At 63.6% G+C, this 19,187-nt stretch carries 16 protein-coding genes; 11 read left to right on the plus strand and 5 right to left on the minus strand.

The window, feature by feature from the left end:
- Window positions 1-13: 13 nt before the first annotated feature.
- From OKW35_RS46690 to OKW35_RS46700, 3 genes are all read right to left on the minus strand, one after another.
- Window positions 14-1,894 (minus strand): feruloyl-CoA synthase, encoded by a 1,881-nt coding sequence (locus OKW35_RS46690; protein WP_429555610.1) that lies wholly within the window; start codon window positions 1,892-1,894, stop codon window positions 14-16.
- 72 nt (window positions 1,895-1,966) lie between these two features.
- A complete protein-coding gene (locus tag OKW35_RS46695; RefSeq protein ID WP_429555611.1) occupies window positions 1,967-3,418 on the minus strand; it encodes an aldehyde dehydrogenase in 1,452 nt (483 codons plus the stop codon).
- A 38-nt stretch (window positions 3,419-3,456) separates the two neighbouring features.
- Entirely contained in the window at window positions 3,457-4,284 is an 828-nt protein-coding gene (locus tag OKW35_RS46700) for a p-hydroxycinnamoyl CoA hydratase/lyase (RefSeq protein ID WP_429403680.1), read from the minus strand.
- A 214-nt stretch (window positions 4,285-4,498) separates the two neighbouring features.
- On the opposite strand from OKW35_RS46700, the gene OKW35_RS46705 reads away from it, so the two are divergent.
- The gene (locus tag OKW35_RS46705) at window positions 4,499-4,912 is read left to right on the plus strand and encodes a MarR family winged helix-turn-helix transcriptional regulator (RefSeq protein ID WP_429555612.1); all 414 of its coding nucleotides are present in this window, start codon (window positions 4,499-4,501) and stop codon (window positions 4,910-4,912) included.
- A gap of 33 nt (window positions 4,913-4,945) precedes the next feature.
- A complete protein-coding gene (locus OKW35_RS46710) occupies window positions 4,946-5,845 on the plus strand; it encodes an amidohydrolase family protein (protein WP_429555613.1) in 900 nt (299 codons plus the stop codon).
- Window positions 5,846-5,903: 58 nt separating this feature from the next.
- Here the strand turns inward: OKW35_RS46710 and mhpT are convergent, their stop codons facing one another.
- Window positions 5,904-7,133: a 3-(3-hydroxy-phenyl)propionate transporter MhpT gene (gene mhpT, locus OKW35_RS46715; RefSeq protein ID WP_184061885.1), complete on the minus strand. Its 1,230-nt coding sequence runs from the start codon at window positions 7,131-7,133 to the stop codon at window positions 5,904-5,906.
- 222 nt (window positions 7,134-7,355) lie between these two features.
- On the opposite strand from mhpT, the gene OKW35_RS46720 reads away from it, so the two are divergent.
- From OKW35_RS46720 to OKW35_RS46730, 3 genes are all read left to right on the plus strand, one after another.
- Window positions 7,356-7,841, plus strand: a complete 486-nt coding sequence (locus tag OKW35_RS46720; RefSeq protein ID WP_090808939.1) for a MarR family winged helix-turn-helix transcriptional regulator — start codon at window positions 7,356-7,358, stop codon at window positions 7,839-7,841.
- A 254-nt stretch (window positions 7,842-8,095) separates the two neighbouring features.
- Window positions 8,096-8,674: a DJ-1/PfpI family protein gene (locus OKW35_RS46725; protein WP_184032364.1), complete on the plus strand. Its 579-nt coding sequence runs from the start codon at window positions 8,096-8,098 to the stop codon at window positions 8,672-8,674.
- A 131-nt stretch (window positions 8,675-8,805) separates the two neighbouring features.
- Window positions 8,806-9,144, plus strand: coding sequence for a ribbon-helix-helix domain-containing protein (locus OKW35_RS46730; protein WP_184061887.1), 339 nt, complete (start codon window positions 8,806-8,808; stop codon window positions 9,142-9,144).
- A gap of 66 nt (window positions 9,145-9,210) precedes the next feature.
- Here the strand turns inward: OKW35_RS46730 and OKW35_RS46735 are convergent, their stop codons facing one another.
- Window positions 9,211-10,449, minus strand: coding sequence for an MFS transporter (locus OKW35_RS46735; protein WP_429555614.1), 1,239 nt, complete (start codon window positions 10,447-10,449; stop codon window positions 9,211-9,213).
- A 641-nt stretch (window positions 10,450-11,090) separates the two neighbouring features.
- Here OKW35_RS46735 and OKW35_RS46740 point away from each other — a divergent pair.
- The 6 genes from OKW35_RS46740 to OKW35_RS46765 all read left to right on the plus strand — a co-directional run bounded on the left by OKW35_RS46740 (window position 11,091) and on the right by OKW35_RS46765 (window position 19,141).
- Window positions 11,091-11,459 (plus strand): hypothetical protein, encoded by a 369-nt coding sequence (locus OKW35_RS46740; protein WP_429555615.1) that lies wholly within the window; start codon window positions 11,091-11,093, stop codon window positions 11,457-11,459.
- 520 nt (window positions 11,460-11,979) lie between these two features.
- Entirely contained in the window at window positions 11,980-13,083 is a 1,104-nt protein-coding gene (locus tag OKW35_RS46745) for a glucose PTS transporter subunit IIA (protein WP_429555616.1), read from the plus strand.
- 196 nt (window positions 13,084-13,279) lie between these two features.
- The gene (locus OKW35_RS46750) at window positions 13,280-14,869 is read left to right on the plus strand and encodes an aspartate:alanine exchanger family transporter (RefSeq protein WP_429555617.1); all 1,590 of its coding nucleotides are present in this window, start codon (window positions 13,280-13,282) and stop codon (window positions 14,867-14,869) included.
- Between the two features lie 188 nt (window positions 14,870-15,057).
- Entirely contained in the window at window positions 15,058-16,365 is a 1,308-nt protein-coding gene (locus tag OKW35_RS46755) for a c-type cytochrome (protein ID WP_429555618.1), read from the plus strand.
- Window positions 16,362-16,844: a (2Fe-2S)-binding protein gene (locus tag OKW35_RS46760; protein WP_184061893.1), complete on the plus strand. Its 483-nt coding sequence runs from the start codon at window positions 16,362-16,364 to the stop codon at window positions 16,842-16,844. Before OKW35_RS46755 ends, OKW35_RS46760 begins: the two co-directional genes overlap by 4 nt.
- Window positions 16,841-19,141 (plus strand): molybdopterin cofactor-binding domain-containing protein, encoded by a 2,301-nt coding sequence (locus OKW35_RS46765; RefSeq protein WP_429555619.1) that lies wholly within the window; start codon window positions 16,841-16,843, stop codon window positions 19,139-19,141. The genes OKW35_RS46760 and OKW35_RS46765 overlap by 4 nt, the downstream gene beginning before the upstream one ends.
- The last annotated feature ends 46 nt before the right edge of the window (window positions 19,142-19,187 follow it).

The raw sequence follows: 19,187 nt of genomic DNA on the forward strand, positions 1-19,187 counted from the left end.
TCCTGTCCCTGGACTAGCTGCCTCTGCGCGCATGGATCACGGTCGCGTCGGCGGCATCGGCTTCGTGCATTGCTTCCACGAGCGCGGCCCGGTGCTGGAGCACGGCGCGCTGATTGATCGAGCCTTTGTCGGTGATCTCGCCGAGGTCGAGCGACGGCGGCACGCTCAGCAGGTGCATGCGGGCAATGAACGAGGCACTGCCCGTCGCACTCCGATTCAGCCGCGCGACGAGCTCGCTGAAGAAGTCGCGCACGGCGGCCGTGTTGAGCACGTCCTCGGCGCTCGCAGCCGCGGGCGAACCCGCCAACGAGCGACACGCGTCGAGGCGCGGAAAAATCATCGCGCCCACTTCGTCGCGATTCATCCCCGTGATGACGGCATCCTGAACGTAGGGCGCCCCTTCGCTGATGATGCGCGCGCGCATCGGCCCGACGCTGACGAAGGTTCCCGACGCAAGCTTGAAGTCCTCCGCAATGCGGCCATCGAACATCAGGCCCAGTTCGGGACGTTGCGGATCGACGAAACGCACGGCGTCTCCTGTGCGGTAGTAGCCTTCATCGTCGAACACGCTGCTCTGAAGCGCCGGCGATGCTCGCCAGTAACCGCCCATCACGTGAGGGCCGCGAAAGCGCGCTTCGAATTTGCCATCGACGGGCGCGAGCTTGGCCTGGCACCCGGGCGGCGGCAAGCCGATATAGCCGGCGCACGATACCGGTCCCGTCGTGAACAGACACGACGGCGCGGTCTCGGTCATGCCGAGCCCGGCCATGATGCGGATGCGTTCTCCGCAATGTTCGAGCGTTACGCGCTCGAGACGCTCCCACGCCGCCTGCGACAGACCGGCGCCCGCGAAGAAATACATCTTCACGCGCGAGAAAAACCGCTCGCGCAGCGCCGCATCCTTTTCCAGCGCGATGATCAGTTCTTCCCAACCCTTCGGCACGTTGAAGTAGATGGTCGGCGCGACTTCACGCAGATTGCGCAGCGTCTCGTCGAATTTGCCGGCCACGGGTTTGCCGTCGTCGATATAGAGCGTGCCGCCGTTGTACAGCACGATGCCGACGTTGTGGCTGCCGCCGAACGTGTGATTCCACGGCAGCCAGTCGACGAGGACCGGCGGCTCGATGCCGAACTGCGGAAAGGTTTCGAGCAGCATCTGCTGGTTTGCGCCCAGCATGCGATGCGTCGTCGGCACGGCTTTCGGCAGGTTCGTCGAGCCGGACGTGAACAGGAACTTCGCGATCGTGTCGCCGTTCACGCGCGCGTTGGCAGCGTCGACGTCGCGCGGGGCCGTGTCGAGCAATGCGTCGAAGCGCGTCACTCTCGACGCGTTTGGCGCGGGCACCGCGCTGACACGTTCGACGTCGCTTCCCAGCGCGGCATCGAGCGCCGCTGTGTATGCGCCGATATCGTCCGCGTAGACCAGACCCGGTTTGAGCAGTTCGAGGACATGGCGCAGCTTTCCGTAATCGCCCGACATCAACGAATAGGCCGGCGAAACGGGTGCATAAGCGATACCCGCCCACATCGCGCCGAGCGCGAGTTGCATATGTTCGACGCTGTTGCCCGACAGGATCACCAACGGGCGTTCCGCGCTGAGATCGCGATCGAGCAGCGCCTGCCCGATCGCACGCGCGCGCTCGAGCATCTGCGCATACGTGATGCCCTGCCACGCGCCACCGGCATCGCGTCGTGCGACGAGCAGCCGGTCGGGATGCGCGCGTGCGCCGCTCAGCAGGCGGTCCGTAAAGCGCTCCGGAAACGGACCCAGAGGTTCAAGTGTCTCGAGGTACCAGCAGTCGCCGCGTTTCTCGATCCGCGATGAAGGTGCTCCGATGGCGACGCTCCGGTATCCGGTCGCCAGAGAGCTTGCGTGGCTGTGCTCCGATTCCAAAACCTGTCTCCTGATTGTGCCATTTGATGCAAGGATGGGGTGGCCGCAATCGTTGCGGCCGGGAGCCGACGCCTAGATCGGATAATGACGCGGACTCGTCTGCACCGTGATCCAGCGCAACTCGGTGAACTCGGGAATCGACGCCTTGCTGCCGAAGCGCCCATAACCACTCGCCTTCACGCCGCCGAACGGCATCTGCGCCTCGTCGTGCACGGTCGGGCCGTTGATGTGGCAGATGCCCGACTCGATGCGTTTCGCGACGTTCATCGCGCGCGCGATATCGCGGCTGAACACGGCGGCCGATAAGCCGTACTCGCTATCGTTGGCGATCGTCAGCGCCTCTTCGTCTCCGTCCACGCGCTGCACCGTCACCACGGGGCCGAACGATTCATCGGCATAAAGCTTCATCGCGCGCGTCACGTTCTCGACGATCACCGGCTGCATGATCGCGCCTTTCACCTCGCAACCGAGCGGCAGCTTCGCACCCTTTTCGCGGGCGTCTTCGACCAGCGCGCGAATGCGCCGCGCGGCGGCTTCGCTCTCGAGCGTGCCGAGGATCGAGCCCGGCTGTGTCGGATCGCCTGCCTTCAGCGTGCGCGCTTTCGCGACGAGCTTTTCGACGAACGCATCGGCAACCTTGCGATCGACGATCACGCGTTCCGTCGACATGCAGATCTGCCCTTGATTGAAGAACGCGCCGAACGCGATGCCCTCGACGGCAGCGTCGAGGTCCGCGTCGTCGAGCACGAGCACCGGCGCCTTGCCGCCCAGTTCGAGCAGCGCGGGTTTCAGATGGCGCGCGGACAGCTCGGCGACGATGCGGCCGACACGCGTCGAACCGGTGAAATTCACACGCTTCACGGCAGGATTCGCGACCAGACGCTCGACGATCGCGGGCGCGTCTTCCGGCGCATGCGTGAGCACGTTGACGACGCCTTCGCCGAGACCCGCGTCGTTCAGCGCTTCGCCGATCAGCGCATGCACGCCGGGACAACCTTCCGATGCCTTCAGCACGACCGTGTTGCCGCACGCGAGCGGCATGGCGAGCGCGCGCGTCGCGAGGATCACGGGCGCGTTCCACGGCGCCATGCCAAGCACGACGCCGCACGGCTGGCGCACGGCCATTGCGAGGCTGCCCGGCACGTCGGACGGAATCACCGCGCCGTCGATCTGCGTCGTCATCGCCGCGGCTTCGCGCAGCATGTTGGCCGCGAGCATGACGTTAAAGCCGTACCAGTTCGCCATCGCACCCGTTTCGGCCGCGCCGATCTCGATGAACTCGGCCGTGCGCGCGTCCATGCGCTCGGCGGCGGCGAGCAGGCGTTTGCGGCGCTCCGTCGGCGTGAGCGCTGCCCATGCCGGGAACGCGCGCGCCGCCGCGGCGACGGCCGCATCGGCATCCTCGACGGTGGCCGCCGCGGCGCGGGTGGCAACCGCCCCCGTCGCGGGATTGATGCGCTCGAAGGTCTTGCCGTTCGATGCGGCACGTTTCGCGCCGCCAATCAACAGGTTCGTTTGATGCATGTGTTCGTCTCCTCAGTCGTCCTGCTGAAGTGCGCCGCTTAGCGCTTGTAGGTCTGCAAGCCCGGCTTGATGCTCTTGTCGTCGAGGAACTGCTTGAGGCCCTGTTCGCGGCCGCCTTCCGGATCGCGATAGTTCGCCTGGTCGAGCTTCGCGTACAGGTAGTCTTCGTTCTGCTCCCATGTGAGTTCGCGCGAACGCTTGAAGCCATGCTTCGCGTTGCGCAGCACGACCGGGTTCTTGTTCAGCAGCTTCGCCGCGAGCGCGATCGTTTCGTCGCGCAGTTGCGCGAGCGGCACGCTTTTGTTCACCAGACCCATCTTCGCGGCTTGCGGACCCGTGAAGGTGTCGCCGGTCATGATGTAGTACAGCGCTTCACGATGACCGACGGTATCGGCCATCGCCTTGCTCACGAGGTTGCCCGGCGGGATACCCCAGTTGATTTCGGACAGGCCGAACACGGCTTCGTCCGCGGCGATCGCGAGATCGCAGGCGACGAGCGGAGAGAAGCCGCCGCCGAAGCACCAGCCGTTGACCATGGCGATGGTCGGCTTCGAGTACATGCGCAGCAATTGCCATTGCCAGCGGCTCGCGTCGCGGCGAATCCGCTCCTGCAGCACGTCCGGGCCCGCGTCCACTTCGCGGAAATATTCCTTCAGGTCCATGCCGGCCGTCCATGCACTGCCTGCGCCGGTCAACACGAGAACCTGGGCTTCGGCGTCGAGTTCGAGCGTCTCGAGTACGTCGATCATTTCCTTGTTCAGCGTCGGGCTCATCGCGTTGCGCTTATCCGGACGATTGAACGTGACCCAGGCGATTCCGCCTTCGACCGCGACCTTGACCGTTTTCCAGCGTCCTTCGTAACTCATCTGCTTCTCCGTATCAATGCCGCCCTCGCGGCCTGAACTCAATTTAATATCAGGCGACCTGATAAGTAAAGTACAATATCGAAGTCTTGGTACAAACCCCTAACCGCCTATGCCGACGATCACGAGAAAGCCGTCAGGGTCTGAATCGACACCGCGCGCCACGGCGCGGCGCAACCTGCGCAACCTGCGCGATCAAAGGCACGCTGCCGCTCCGGTGCGTCTCAGCTACCTGGCCGGGCAGCTCGACAAGATTCTCACGCGGCAGCTTTCCGAAGCGCTTGCCTCGCATGGTCTGACGTTGCCGCAATACACCGCGCTGTCGGTGCTGCGGGCGCGCGCACGTTCGTCGAACGCACAGCTCGCGCAGCGCTCGTTGATCACGCCGCAAGCGGCCAGCGCGGTCGTCAAATCGATGGAAGCGAATGGATGGGTGACGCGCGTGGCCGGTCCGCTCAACCGTCGCGTCGGGCTGCTGTCGCTGACGAAGGCCGGCGAAACATTGCTGTCTCAGTGCGACGGTGCCGCTGACAGGGTCGAGCAATCGATGCTCGGCGAAATCGATGAACACGATTTACAGATGCTGAAAAACCTGCTGTCGACGTGCGTGCGCAATCTTCGCGCAGCCTGACGCATCAGCTTTGATTACACATAGGAGACACCATTGAACATTGATCAACTGAAGGCCATCGACACCCACGTGCATGCCGAGGTGTCGTGCTGCCAACCACCGGACCTGTTTGCAAAAGAATTCGACGAAGCCGCCGACAAATACTTCGGCACCGTGCTCAAACAGGGGCGCCGCCCGACCATTCCCGAAACGATCGAGCACTATCGGGAGCGCAATATCGGCTTCGTGATGTTTACCGTCGACTGCGAAGCGAACATCGGGCGCCGTCGCATTTCGAACGAAGAGGTCGCGGAGTTCGCGCAGAACAACCGCGACATCATGATCGCGTTCGCCAGCATCGATCCGCACAAAGGCAAGTTCGGCGCGCGCGAAGCGCGGCGGCTCATCGAGGAGCACGGCGTGCGCGGTTTCAAGTTTCACCCCACGATGCAGGGTTTTTTCGCCAACGACCGCTTGGCATACCCGCTCTACGAAGTGATTGCCGAGTACCGGCTGCCGGCGGTTTTTCACAGTGGACACTCGGGCATGGGCTCGGGCATGCGCGGCGGCGGCGGTTTGCGCCTCAAGTATTCGGAGCCGATCTACCTCGACGATGTCGCCGCCGACTTCCCCGACATGAAGATCGTGATCGCGCATCCCTCCTGGCCATGGCAGGAGCAGGCGCTGTCGATCGCGCTGCACAAGCCGAACGTGTATATCGATCTGTCGGGCTGGTCGCCGAAGTACTTTTCGCCCGAGCTGGTCAAGTATGCGAACACGCTGTTGCGCAACAAGGTGCTGTTCGCGTCCGACTTCCCACTGATCCGCCCGGACCGCTGGCTCGAAGACTTCGATACGCTCGACATCAAGCCCGAAGTAAAGCCGCTCGTTCTGAAGGAGAACGCCGTCCGGTTGCTTGATCTGCGGGCCCGAGGCACGACGAATCACGAATGACACATGAAAAATGGCCCGGCGCGAAAACGCCGGGCCAGCTGGGTCCATCAACGAAGAGTTAGCGTTTCGCGGCGTTGGAGCGAATGACGAGCAATGCCGTAATCGCCGCGATGATCGTCACCGGCACGCTCGCGCCGATGACGAGCGCTGAGCTCTTTCCCATCGCAAGCAATTGCCCGGCGGCTACGGGGCCGACAATCGAGCCGACGCGTCCCACCGCCACCGCGGCGCCGACTCCCGTACCCCGCACGCTGGTCGGATAGCTGGCGGCGGACAGCGAATACAGCATCGACTGCGCACCGACGACGCCCATTCCGGCAAACAGCACGGCGACGGACAGTGTCTCGATGCTGGCGACTTGCGAAAGCGCGACCAATGCACCGACGATGCACGCGTAGATTGCCGTGACTGACAGGCCTTGTCTGAAGCGGTCCATCAGCAGACCGATGCCGAGTACGCCGATCACACTGCCGACGTTGAAAAAGATCTGGGCAATCCCGGCCTGCGAACGGCTCATGCCGCGCCCCACGGTCAACGAAGGCAGCCAGTTCAGCAGGAAGTAAAGAACGATCAGCGTGCAGAAGAAGCTGATCCAGATACCGATCGTCGCGGCGGCACGCCCCTCGCCGAACAGGACTTCACGCGTCGAAAGGAGCGGCTTGTCCGCCGTCGTGAATTCCCGCGATTCGGTGGCGAATTCGCGCGACTCAGGCAGCAATGCCATCAGCAGCGGAATGATGATCAGCGGTCCGACTCCGCCCACGTAGAAGATATGACGCCACGCAGTAGCACCCGCGCTCAGTACGGCGATCAATGCGGCAAGCGCGCCGCCGAGCGGCATACCGCAATACATGACGCTAACCGCGGTGTTGCGGTGACGCGCATCGACCGCCTCGGACGACAACGCGATCAGGTTCGGCATCGCGCCGCCGAGCCCGATGCCCGTCAGTACGCGAGCAATCAGCAGACTTTCGAAACTCCAGACTTGCGCGGTCGCAATCGAGAAGATGCCGAAAATCGCCATCGAGATCATCAGAACGCGCTTGCGGCCGATCCGGTCGGCGAGTCTGCCGCCGATCATCGCGCCCGGCAAAAGCCCCAACATGCCGGCGCTAAAAGCGAGCCCCAACTGGCTGACCGACAAGCCGAACTCGTGCGCCATTCGAGGCGCCGCAACGCCAGTGGACTGCAGGTCGATACCCTCCAGCACCGCGACGAGAAAGCACAATGCCAACGTTAGTGCAGTACTGGAGCCCACCGCACTCGACCGATTAGCAACACTTGACATGACGTCTCCTTCATCTTTGATTGAATTGCCAGAGACGAGCCACGCTTCGTTCTTCGACGAAGCGGCCATGGGAAGGAGAAGATTTCTGACAATGATCTCGCGCCACTTATCAGAATCCTTCCCACAGCGCCCCCGGAATTGATGATGAGTCTAGTCTCAGGAGACCTGATATTGAAAGTAGAATATGATATGCCTGGTAGAAACACCTAAGGCAACCTGATAATGATCAAGACAATGGAGAAGCGGCGAACGCCCCTTGCCAAACAGGCCGGTTCAACGAAAACCGGTGCGCCACCTTCCCGCGTTTCCTATGTGGTCGGCCAACTCGACCGCCTGCTCAAACGCAGTTTGATCGATGTACTGGGTGAATTCGGGCTGACCTTGCCTCAGTTCACCGCACTCTCCGTCATCAGCGCCAGCGGCGCGATGACCAATGCGAAACTCGCCGAACGCTCGTTCATCACGCCGCAGTCGGCCAACGAAGTTGTCAAGACGATGGAAGCCAACGGTTGGGTCGGACGCGTGGGGCATCCTACCCACGGTCGACTGATTCATCTGTTTCTGACCGACGAAGGGCGCCGGGTACTACAGGAATGCGATTCGGCGATCGACGCGCTCGAAGCGTCCATGCTGGACGGAGTAACGGAAATCCCGGTCGATACGCTGCGCAAGGTGCTGCAGCGATGTGTGTCGAATCTGCGCGGTTGAATGGACGTTCCCAATGATAAAAGAGTCGCACTCGAATGGAGCGCGACTCTTTTTCTTTGCTCCACCTACCGCGATCGTCTGCCGCATTCGGGCTGAATTCCGTTCAGCTCAGTGAAATCCCTGGTCGGCATTTAGCCGCGTATTACCTGGCCCACTGCGTCGATCGCTATATTGCTTCTCAACGGCCGCCGCCTTCACACCGCGATAGCGCGTCCGCCTCGCCATTTCCCACCCCATTCGAGAGGAGACGAAGCATGTCAAAGCGAATTCTTATCATCGCCGGCGATTTCGTCGAAGATTATGAGCTGATGGTGCCGTTTCAGGCACTGGCGGCAGTCGGGCATTCGGTGGACGTCGTCGCGCCCGACAAGCGCGCGGGCGACGCGATTCGCACCGCAATCCACGACTTCGAAGGCGATCAGACCTACACCGAAAAGCGTGGCCATAACTTCACGCTGAACGCCGATTTCGCGTCGGTGAACCCCGCGCAATATGACGCGCTGCTCGTGCCCGGCGGCCGCGCCCCCGAATATCTGCGACTCAACGACGAGGTGATCGGCTGGGTGCGCCAATTCGCCGAAGCGAAGAAGCCGATTGCCGCGGTCTGCCACGGCGCGCAACTGCTGGCTGCGGCGGGTGTGATCGAAGGCCGGCGCATCTCGGCGTATCCGGCCTGCGCGCCCGAAGTGAAGCTCGCGGGCGCGCAGTACGTGGCGCTCGACTGGCCTGATGCGATCACGGACGAGAACTTCGTCACCGCGCCCGCATGGACCTCGCACGTGAACTGGCTTGCGCAGTTCCTTGCGCTGCTGGGCACGCGCATCGCGCATTGAAGGAGCGCGCCTCGACCGAGGCGCGGCATCGCGGGCGACCAACCGTGTTACGCTCGATTACGACGGCATGAGCGCCCGCGCCGCGCGCTTCGCGTCCTGCGACGTCATCATTCGCGAGAAAGGCTGAACGTATGTGCAACGTCTATGTCAACGCTGATCCGATCCTCTACGAGTCGCGTACGCGCGCGCTGCGCATTCATGGCGTCGTGACCACGCTGAGGCTGGAAAATCTCTTCTGGGACGTGCTTCGGGAAATCGCCAACCGCGAGAACGTGACGACGACCCAGTTCGTGGTGAAGCTTCACGACGAACTGGTCGCCTTGCGCGGCGAAGAGCCGTTGAATTTCGCGTCTTTTTTGCGCGTGTGCTGTTTGCGCTATCTATCGACGAGCGCCGCCCGCAACGAGGCCGCTGGCGACGTGTCGCTCAACGCCCCGTTTCAACCCAGAGTCGTGAAGACGGCTGTTTGACGGATTCGGTCGCCATGGCTGGCTAGCGCGGTGCGGTCCAGTCACGCGACGCACTGTCTCGACGCGTCAGTCAACCGACGCATCGCAGGCGCAATCAAGGGAAGCCGCCGTGGCCGGTCGTTCCAGTACAGCAAGCCGTTGCAGTGCCACGAGGCCCAGTAGCGCGAGTCCAAGTCCCAGCGTGAAGTCAGCGTGAACGCCCGCACGGTCGACAATGGTGCCCCCCACTGCCGAGCCCACCGCAATCGCCACCTGGATGATGCTGACGAACATGGCCGACCCCGCTTCGGGCAGGTCTGTCGTGCCGCGCTGAATCCACACGCTGAAGCAAAGCGGAAGCGCTCCGAACGCGATTCCCCACAGCAGCATCCCCGCGGTCTCGCCGATCGGCGAATGTTCGAGCAGCAACATCGACGACAACGCGCCCAATAGCAGCAGAACCATCGCGGCGACGGATTTCTTTAGATGGTCCGAAATCACCATCGATGTCAACGCATTGGAGAAGAAGCCGATCAGACCGAATCCGAACAGCAACAGCGTGATGGCGCTCAACGAGAAGTCGTGTTCGAGCAGCGGCGCAATATACGTGTAGGTCGAGAAATGCGCGCCGAAGACGAGCGCGACCATCACCATGCTCAACCTCGTATGAGGCCGGCCAAGCAGGGTTTTGAAATCTGCGATCCGCAACGCCGATGCCGACGGCAACGAAGGCACGAGGAACGCCTGCGCCAGTAAGGCGAGCGACACGAGGCCCGCGGTGGCGGCAAACGCCATGCGCCACGATGCAAACGACGCGATGAACGTCCCGAGCGGCACGCCGATCACGGTTGCGCAGGTCACGCCGGTCAGAATGGTCGCGGTCGCTTTGGCGGCATCCTTTGCTTGCACGAGTCGAGGAGCCGCCGCCGTCGCCAGAGTCCAGAAGCCACCCAGCGCGCCGCCAAGCAGAGCCCGTCCTACGAGCATGATCGCAAGGTTCGGTGCGATGGCACACACGACGTTCGCGATCAACAGTACCGCAGTGAGGAGCAGGAAAACGTACCGGCGGTCCATGCGGCCCGCGCTGACTATCAGCGTAGGCGCCAATATCGCGGCCATCACGCCGGGCGTGGTGACCATGAGGCCAGCGACACCGGTCGACACGCCGAGGTCGTGTGCGATTTGCGGCAACAGCCCGACAGGCAAAAACTCGGCCGTGACGAAGGCGAATGCGCTTACCGCTACCGCTATGACGGAGAGCCATTGACCCGCGGAGGTTGAATGTCCTTCCAACGATGCCGGGATTGCAGGTGTATCGATTTGCATGACGACCTTGATGCCAGATTGAAGTCTCGTACTTTAGGCTGGACCTCGTGTCGGAAAAAGAGTCGTCCGATGAAAAGACTAGAAGGTGTGGCTGAACAATGCGTCTGCGGCGATATCTCGCTATGAGTCAGCTAGTCCCGTGAAACGACCGCGTACGGCTCTTCCATATGCGTCGGCACGGACGCGTTCGCCATCAGCAATGTGATGCGCATTGGCCAAACCATCGACGCTCCAACTGTTTTCTTGACAGTCTTCCACAATGTTACGAGGTCTCGTAAGTCGCGCCACCGTGCGTTCTCAGGGCCGCCGGCGACGTGCTACCCGATGGGACCATCGCCACGCCGGTCTCAACGCCGCTGGGCGATGCGCAGCCGTTCGAGTACTCGCCCAACCAGGTTGACGAAGGTTCATTCGATGTAGCCAAGACTCCGAACCTCGGCGACCCGGGAATCTGGTACACAAACCCAGGTAGCGGGCAAATGCGGCTGTACGGGGATGATAGAAAGCCGGTCGTTGATCTCGACTTTGACCATGTACACAACGGATTGAAGCCCCACGCGCACAATTGGGACAACGGTGTGCGAAATGGCGGCGATTACGTTGTTCCATTCAGCACCTGGAGTCCCTGAAGGAATTACGCGATGGACCTTCTCAAGAAATTCAATGCGTTCCATGACTGGTATTTGATGGGCGTATCCGCGGACCGTGAGGCAAGCATCGTTGAGCTTGCCTTGATGTTCGACAACAGGAAAGACCGGGTTCGCGTTCAATTCAAGGGCGCGACGCGCTGTCTTGCGAACGATTTCCTCATCCAGAACGTTATTTATGAAGTAAAGGTACTCACGGATTTCCAGTCCCCTGATTATCAGCGCGCCCTCCATGCGCTAGAAAAATCATATTTCGGGAAAGAGAACCGCCCCAATATGCCGATTGCATCTATAGGCGCCTCGTTGGGCGCGGAATTGCTCATCGAGTTCGATACGGTCGATGTCGTGACGGATCTACTCTGAACAGCAAGGGTGAGCGTCTTGTCGGGCCGCCGCCTTTCGCTAAACGGATAAAACACAGATTAATGAACGCGTCACACGCCAATTAATAAAGACCGCTCATCTCCCGCCAGGAAATTGCAAATTTCAGGCGTTCCCGTCCGAAATCGTCTTGTCTTGCAATCTGCGCTCAGTAACATATGCTCTTTTTCAGAGCGCTTTCCGGGTCCTTTTTTCCGGGACCAAGGTGCAAAGGGTTGCGCACGGGTGCGAGGCGGCCCGGCAAACGCAAACAGCGCCGTCGGAGCGTGCCTGACGTTTCTCCATTCATCCCGGTCGAGGCTGCGCGGGCGCACACGGGCGACGTGCGCGACCTTGTCTGGTTTCCCGAGTTTTTGTCACCGACGCTTTTGTAACGTGCGCCGCTCACAAGTGGGTGAGCGGCGTGAGCGGCAATGGTGCCGACCGCACGTATGAATGTCGCGCCCATGCGGCTCGAGTCGAGCCACCTGAGGCGAGCGTCAATGTACAAGGAGTCCTGGCGATGAAAGCTCCTCAGCGTCCTCTGCGCATCGGGTTGATGGCACCACTGTCGGGCGTACTGGTTCCTCTCGAGAGCGTGCCCGATCCGGTCTTCGCCCAGAAGATGGTCGGCGATGGCGTGTCGATCGATCCGACCTCGGATGAACTGCTGTCGCCGCTTGCCGGCAAGGTCACGCAACTCCATAGCGCTGGCCACGCCACGACGATCACCGACGACAACGGTCTGCAAGTGCTGCTGCACATCGGGCTCGACACCGTGTTGCTGCGCGGCGAGGGCTTCATGCCGTTGGTCAAGGAAGGCGACGCCGTCGCGACGGGCACGCCGCTGATCCGCTTCGACCCAATCGCGGTCGGCGCAAAAGCAACCAGCCTCCTCACGCAAATGGTGATCGCCAATGGCGATCTCGTCACGCGCTACGTTCCCGCGAAAGGGCTCGTCGTCGCCGGCACCGACGTCGCGCTGTACGTCGAGCTGGTCGGCAGCATGGAGGACAAGGACACGGCCAGCGCCACCGGCGCGATCTTCTCCGACGAGATCACGCTGCCGAATCCAGCGGGCCTGCATGCACGGCCCGCTGCGGTCGTCGCGGTCGAGGCGAAGAAATTCAAGTCCGAGATCCGGCTGCTGCGCGGCGATGCCAGCGCAAATGCCAAGTCCGTCGTCGCGATCATGGGGCTCGCAACGAAGTTCGGCGACAAGCTGCGCGTCGAGGCCCGCGGTCCCGACGCGGCGGAGGCGGCCAGCACCGTCGCGCGTCTGCTTGGCGAGGGATCGGGCGAAAAGCCCGGCGATGCGCCCGCACCCGCGGCGGCTGTGAAAGTCGGCGTCATGATCGAAGTCCCCGCGGCCGCGCTGATCGCCGAGCCGCTCGCACGCGAAGTCGACTTCTTCTCGATCGGCACGAACGATCTCACGCAATACACGCTCGCGATGGACCGCGGCCATCCGCAACTCGCGAAGCAGGCCGACGCGCTGCACCCGGCGGTGTTGCGTCTGATCGGCATGACGGTCGACGGTGCGCACAAGCATGGCAAATGGGTCGGCATTTGCGGCGGTTGCGTGTCGAGCTATCGGACGCGTCGCGCATCGACGCGGCCGCATTGAAAGCAGCCGGCGTGGTCGCGACGCAAGCGTTGAAGAACGGCGCACTCGATCTGATCGTGGGTCTCGGCTCGGGCAACCTCGCAGGCGCAATGCGATAGCAGCAACGAGTATCGTCAGCAACTGCCGTGCGTCGAACGCGAGGCCTGCCCGGTGGAAGCGCTCAGTCGCGTTGCTTTGTCCACCTAAAGGGGGCGGCATGGAAGCAGCCAGAACTTTCCTCGAAACTCAGCCGCTGTTCGCGCTTTTTCTGACCATCGCGCTCGGCTACCTGGTCGGCGAAATCACTATCAAGGGCGTGGCTCTAGGCTCGGGGGCCGTGCTGTTCGTTGGACTGGCGCTCGGCGCGTTCGCGCCGAAATCCGCGCCGCCGGCGTTGCTGGGCACGCTCGGTCTGCTGCTGTTTCTGTATGGCATCGGCATTCAGTACGGCGCGCAGTTCTTCCGCGGACTCACGAGCCGGGAAGGCATGAAGGCCAACGCGGCCGCATGTCTGGGCGTGATCGTTTCGGGTCTGGTGGCGTGCGCCTTCATCCATTTCGGCATCACGCTCGCCGATGCGCTCGGCATGTTCGCCGGCAGCGGCACCAGCACGGCGAGCCTGCAGGTTGCCATCGCATCGATGAAAAGCAGCAATGCCGCCGTGGCTTATAGCGTCACCTATCCGTTCGGCGTGGCCGGGCCGATCCTATTCCTCTATGTGCTGAACTCGGTCCTGAAAGCCAAAATACCGAAACCGCCCGCGAAGTTGCTGGAGACCGCGGAAATCGCGCTGCGCAATGCCAGTCTCTTCGGTCTCAAGCTGTCGGAGCTCTCGACTCGCCTGCCTGCCGGCGTGGTGATCGCGGCCGTGCGGCGCGCGCATCACAATCAGCTGCCCAGCGACGACTTCACGCTGCGCGCCGACGACGTCCTCCTTGCCACCGCCACCGAGCGCCGCCCGCTCGACGAAGCAACGGCGCTCTGCGGCGAGCTACAGCCCGGGCGTATCTCGAGTCATCGGGAAGACCTGGACTATATGCGCGTGTTCGCGTCGAGTCCGTCAGTCGTCGGCACGGCGCTCGGCAATCTGCGCTTTCCGGATGGCGTGAACTGCGCGGTCGCGCACGTGCGGCGCGGCGACGCCGATCTACTGTCGACGCCAGAGCTCATTCTCGAAGCTGGCGACCGCGTCGGCCTGCTCGTCAGTAGCGCGCATCGCGCGAGGGTCCGCGCGTTTTTCGGCGATTCGATCAAGGGCACGGCCGACCTCAGTTTCATCTGTCTGGGCATCGGCGCGGCAGCGGGGCTGCTGGTCGGCGCGATCCCGCTGCGCGCGCCCGGTCTCGGCGTGTTCAGCCTGGGTCTCGCGGCGTTGCTACTGGTCGCGCTGTGCCTCGGCAAGGCGCGCCGCAGCGGACCGTTCGTGTGGGTGATGCCGCTCTCTGCAAATCTCGTGCTGCGCAATCTCGGGCTGACGATTTTTCTCGCGCAGGTGGGCCTGTCTTGCGGACCGAAGTTCGTCGCGACCGTCGGCACTGCCGGACCGCTGCTGCTGCTTTATGGCGTGATCACGCTGCTGGTGCTCGTCGGCGTCACGGCTGTGTGCTGCCTGTGGGTCTTCAGACTGTCTTTCGATACATCGGTCGGCGTGATCTGCGGGGCCACCGGCAATCCCGCGATTCTCGCCTTCGCCAACCGCATCGCGCCGACGGATCAGCCCGACGTCATGTACGCGATGATTTTTCCGTCGATGACCATCGTCAAGGTGCTTTTCGTGCAGATCGCCATCGCGATCGCAGCCGGCTAGGCGAGACCGTTATCGCGACCTGCCGCTGTTCGCACCTAGAGCTTCCGTCCTCGTAGACAGCGGCCAACCGCGGAGCGGCGAACAGCCGCAGACTTCCGCGAATATCAGGAACGCCGCTTGCGCCACCTGGAGCCGCGCGACGTAGTCATGGAACCATGATGCGCGGACGGCTCGGCGATGGAGGCTAGATGAAAGGACGGGTGGCGAGTGCAGGCGTGGCCGTTGTTCTGGTTGCCCTCATGGCCGCATACGGCGGACCCACCGCGCATGCTGGGGAGCCCGCGCCGGTTGCCGTGACCGCGCCCATCGCGGCCGGCAGCGATACCGCGGCCGCGGCGCGCGGCGCGAAGCTCGCGGCCGTTGGCAATTGCGTCGCGTGCCACACCGCGACGGGCGGCCTGCCCCTCGCGGGCGGACTGCCACTGCGAACACCCTTCGGCATCATTTACTCGACCAACATCACCCCGGACAACGAGACGGGTATCGGGGGCTGGTCGCTCGACGCGTTCGCGCGCGCGATGCGGCGCGGCGTGTCCAGCGACGGCCATCTGCTCTATCCCGCGTTCCCCTATCCGCACTTCACGCACATCAGCGATGCCGATATGGGCTCGCTGTATGCGTGGCTGATGAGCCGCGCTCCCGTCAAGGCGCCTGCACCGCACAACGAGCTGATCTTCCCGCTCGGCTTCAGGCCCCTCATCGCCGTGTGGAATCTTTTTTACCTGCATACCGGTACCGAAGCAGCGCCGGCCCCGCCCGAAGCGCCGGACGTCGCACGCGGACGATACCTGGTCGAAAGCCTCGGTCATTGCGGTGCGTGCCACACGCCGCTCGACCGCCTCGGTGCCGAGCGCCGCGACCGCGCGCTGCAAGGCGGCACGATCGACGGATGGGATGCGCCCGCGCTGACGGACCTCGCTTCACGCCCCACGCCCTGGACGCAGGCACAACTCGTCAGCTATCTGCGCACGGGCCTCGCGAGCGCCCATGGGGCGGCGGCGGGTCCGATGCGCCCCGTCACGCGCATGCTCGCCGACGCGTCCGCCTCCGACGTAGAGGCGATTGCCGCGTATCTGCTGGCGTTGCCGTCCGGGGGCCCAGGCATGCCGGAGCATCCGGTCGCCTCGCCCTCCGCTTCCGCCGCGCCCGTGTCCACCGCGCCCGGCGGCGGCGCGAATCTATTCTCCGCGGCCTGCGCATCGTGCCATGCCGAAGGCGCGCCGATGTCGAGCGGGGGCGCTCGACCGTCGCTGTCCCTTTCCACGGCCGTCAACGCCGACAGCCCACGCAACATGGTCCGTATCATCCTCGATGGAATCGACTGGCACGAAAGCGATAGCGCGCCCTTCATGCCATCATTCGCCAACACATTCACGGATGCCCAGATAGCGGAGCTCGCCAACTACACGCGCGAACGCTTCACCGCACGCGACGCGTGGCCCTCGCTCGACGCCGGCGCGGTCGCGCATTTTCGCAAGGACGGCCTGCCACGATGATCACGCTCAACGTCAACGGAGTCAGTCATACGGTCGATGTCGACCCGTCAACGCCGCTGCTCTACGTGCTGCGCAACCAGTTGCAGCTCGATGGCGCGAAGTTCGGCTGCGGTCTCGGTCAATGCGGCGCATGCACGGTCAGCGTCGGCGGCGAACCGGTGTTCTCGTGCCTCATGCCGGTCGTGGCCGTTGGCGACCGGCCAGTGCGAACCGTCGAAGGACTTGGCAGCGCGGAACATCCGGGACCACTTCAGCAAGCCTTCATTGACGAGCAAGCCGCGCAATGCGGCTATTGCATCGCCGGTATGATCATGCGCGCGCACACGCTGCTGGAGCGAATCCCGCACCCAGGCGATGAACAGATCCGCCGCTACATGCAGCCGAACCTGTGCCGCTGCGGCACGCACATGCGCATTCTCGCGGCGATCCGGCAAGTCGCGACGGGTTCGCCGCGAACGGACGAGGGAGCGCAGTCGTGAGCGACGGCCGCCCGTCCTCCGTCGCTCACGGCAGCGGCCCCGATGACCCCGCACGGCGCCGCTTCCTCGTTGGCGGCTCGCTGATGGTGAGCTTCGCGATCGTGCCCGGCATGGCCGCGCTTGCGCAAACCACCACCGAAGCAGGCACCTTCAACGCGAGCGCCCCGAAGCTGCCGGGCAGTCTCAAGAGCACGCCGTTGCTCGATGCGTGGATCAAGGTCGCCCCTGACGGCCACGTGAGCGTATTCACGGGCAAGGCGGAGCTTGGCACGGGCATTCGCACCGCGCTGCTGCAGGTCGCCGCGGAAGAGCTGGATCTCGCGCCTCATGCGATCGAGCTGATTACCGCCGACACCGCCGCAACGCCGAACGAAGGCTACACCGCAGGCAGTCACACGATGGCGGACAGCGGCACCGCGATCCTCAACGCCGCCGCTCAGGTACGCGCGCTGCTGGTCGCGAGCGCGGCGTCGCAGTTGGGCGTCGACGCAGCGGTCCTGACGACGCGCGACGGCGCCGTCATTGCCGCCGACGGAAGACGCATGAGCTACGGCGAAGCCGTGCAATACGCGGACCTCCATCAGAACGCGCAGCCCGACGCGCCGAAAAAGCCGCCATCGGCCTACGCGCTGATTGGCCATATGCTGCCGCGCGTGGATATCCCGGGCAAGGTGACGGGCGGCGCGAGCTACGTCCAGGACCTGCGGCCGCACGGCATGCTGCATGCCCGCGTGGTGCGGCCGCCGTCTTATGGCGCGAGCCTCGTCGCAGTCGATAGCGGGCGCGTCGAAGCGCTGCCCGGCGTCATCAAGGTCGTGCGCAACGGCAACTACCTCGCGGTGGTCGCCGACGACGAATGGCGCGCGATCCTCGCGATGCGTGAGCTTGCGCTTGCCGCGCAATGGCAGGCCGGGCCGCCGCTGCCCGATCCGGCGAACGTTCACGCCTTGCTGATGAGTCTGCCTTCACAGGAAATCGCGGTGGCCGATCAGGGCGCAGCGACGGGCGCGGCCGCGCCTGTGGCGACGCTGCGGGCGCGCTATTCGAGGCCGTATCTGACGCATGGCTCGATTGGGCCATCGTGCGCTGTCGCGCAGCTCGACAACGATGTGATGACCGTGTGGACGCATACGCAAGGCGTCTATCCGCTGCGTGCGGGCATCGCCGAAATGCTCGCGATGCCACCCGACAAGGTGCGCTGCGTCCATGTGGAAGGTTCGGGCTGCTACGGACACAACGGCGCGGACGATGTCGCGGCCGACGCCGCCCTCGTTGCACGCGAGCTGCCTGGCCGCCCGGTGCGCGTGCAATTGATGCGCGAACAGGAACACATGTGGGAGCCGTTCGGCCCTGCCATGACAGTCGAGGCGAATGCAACGCTCGATTCGGCGGGCACGCTTGCCGACTGGCGTTACGAGCTATGGAGCAACACGCATAACAACCGCATCGAGAATGCGGGCCGCCTGTTGCCCGCGCAGCTCCTTGCGCAACCGTTCACCCCCGCGCCGCCGAAGCCGATTCCGATGCCGGAAGGCGGAGGCGACCGCAACAGCGTTCCGCTATACCGCGTGCCCAGCCTGCGCGTGCAGCATCATTTCGTGCCGACGATGCCGATACGTGTCTCTGCCATGCGCTCGCTCGGCGCGCACATGAACGTGTTCGCGATCGAGAGCTTCATCGACGAGCTCGCCAGAGCCGCGCACGCCGACCCGGTGGCGTTTCGCCTCAAACATCTCGATGATCCGCGCGCGCATGGCGTCATTAGCGCCGTAGTCGATCAATTCGGCTGGCGAGCCCGCAGCGCGCGAACGGGCGACTCGAGCCCGCGCTCGCACGGTACCGGCTTTGCGTTTGCCCAATACAAGAACCTGATGGCCTACCTTGCCGTCGCGATGGACGTGACGGTCATGCGCGATACCGGCGAGCTCAGCATCGAGCGTGTCGTAGCAGCCGTCGATTGCGGACAGATCGTCAATCCGGACGGCGTGCGCAATCAGATCGAAGGCGGCATTTTGCAAACCACGAGCTGGACGCTCTATGAAGAAACGCATTTCGACCCGCAACGCATCACGAGCTATGACTGGAGCACTTATCCGATCATGCGCTTCTCGTCCGTACCCAAACGCGTGGACGTGCTGTTGATCGACCGGCCGGGCCTGCCATTCCTCGGGGTCGGAGAAGCGGCGCAAGGCCCGGCCGCCGCGGCGCTCGCGAATGCGATCGACGACGCGACCGGTGTGCGGATCCGCGACTTGCCGTTGCTCGGGACGAAGGGGAAGAAAGTGCTCAAGGCATGAGGCTTTCGTTCCGCAAAAGTACAGATACTGGCGTGTAAAAGCCAAA

Origin of the sequence: Paraburkholderia sp. MM5477-R1, assembly GCF_050436385.1 — a bacterium.
Classification (GTDB): domain Bacteria; phylum Pseudomonadota; class Gammaproteobacteria; order Burkholderiales; family Burkholderiaceae; genus Paraburkholderia; species Paraburkholderia tuberum.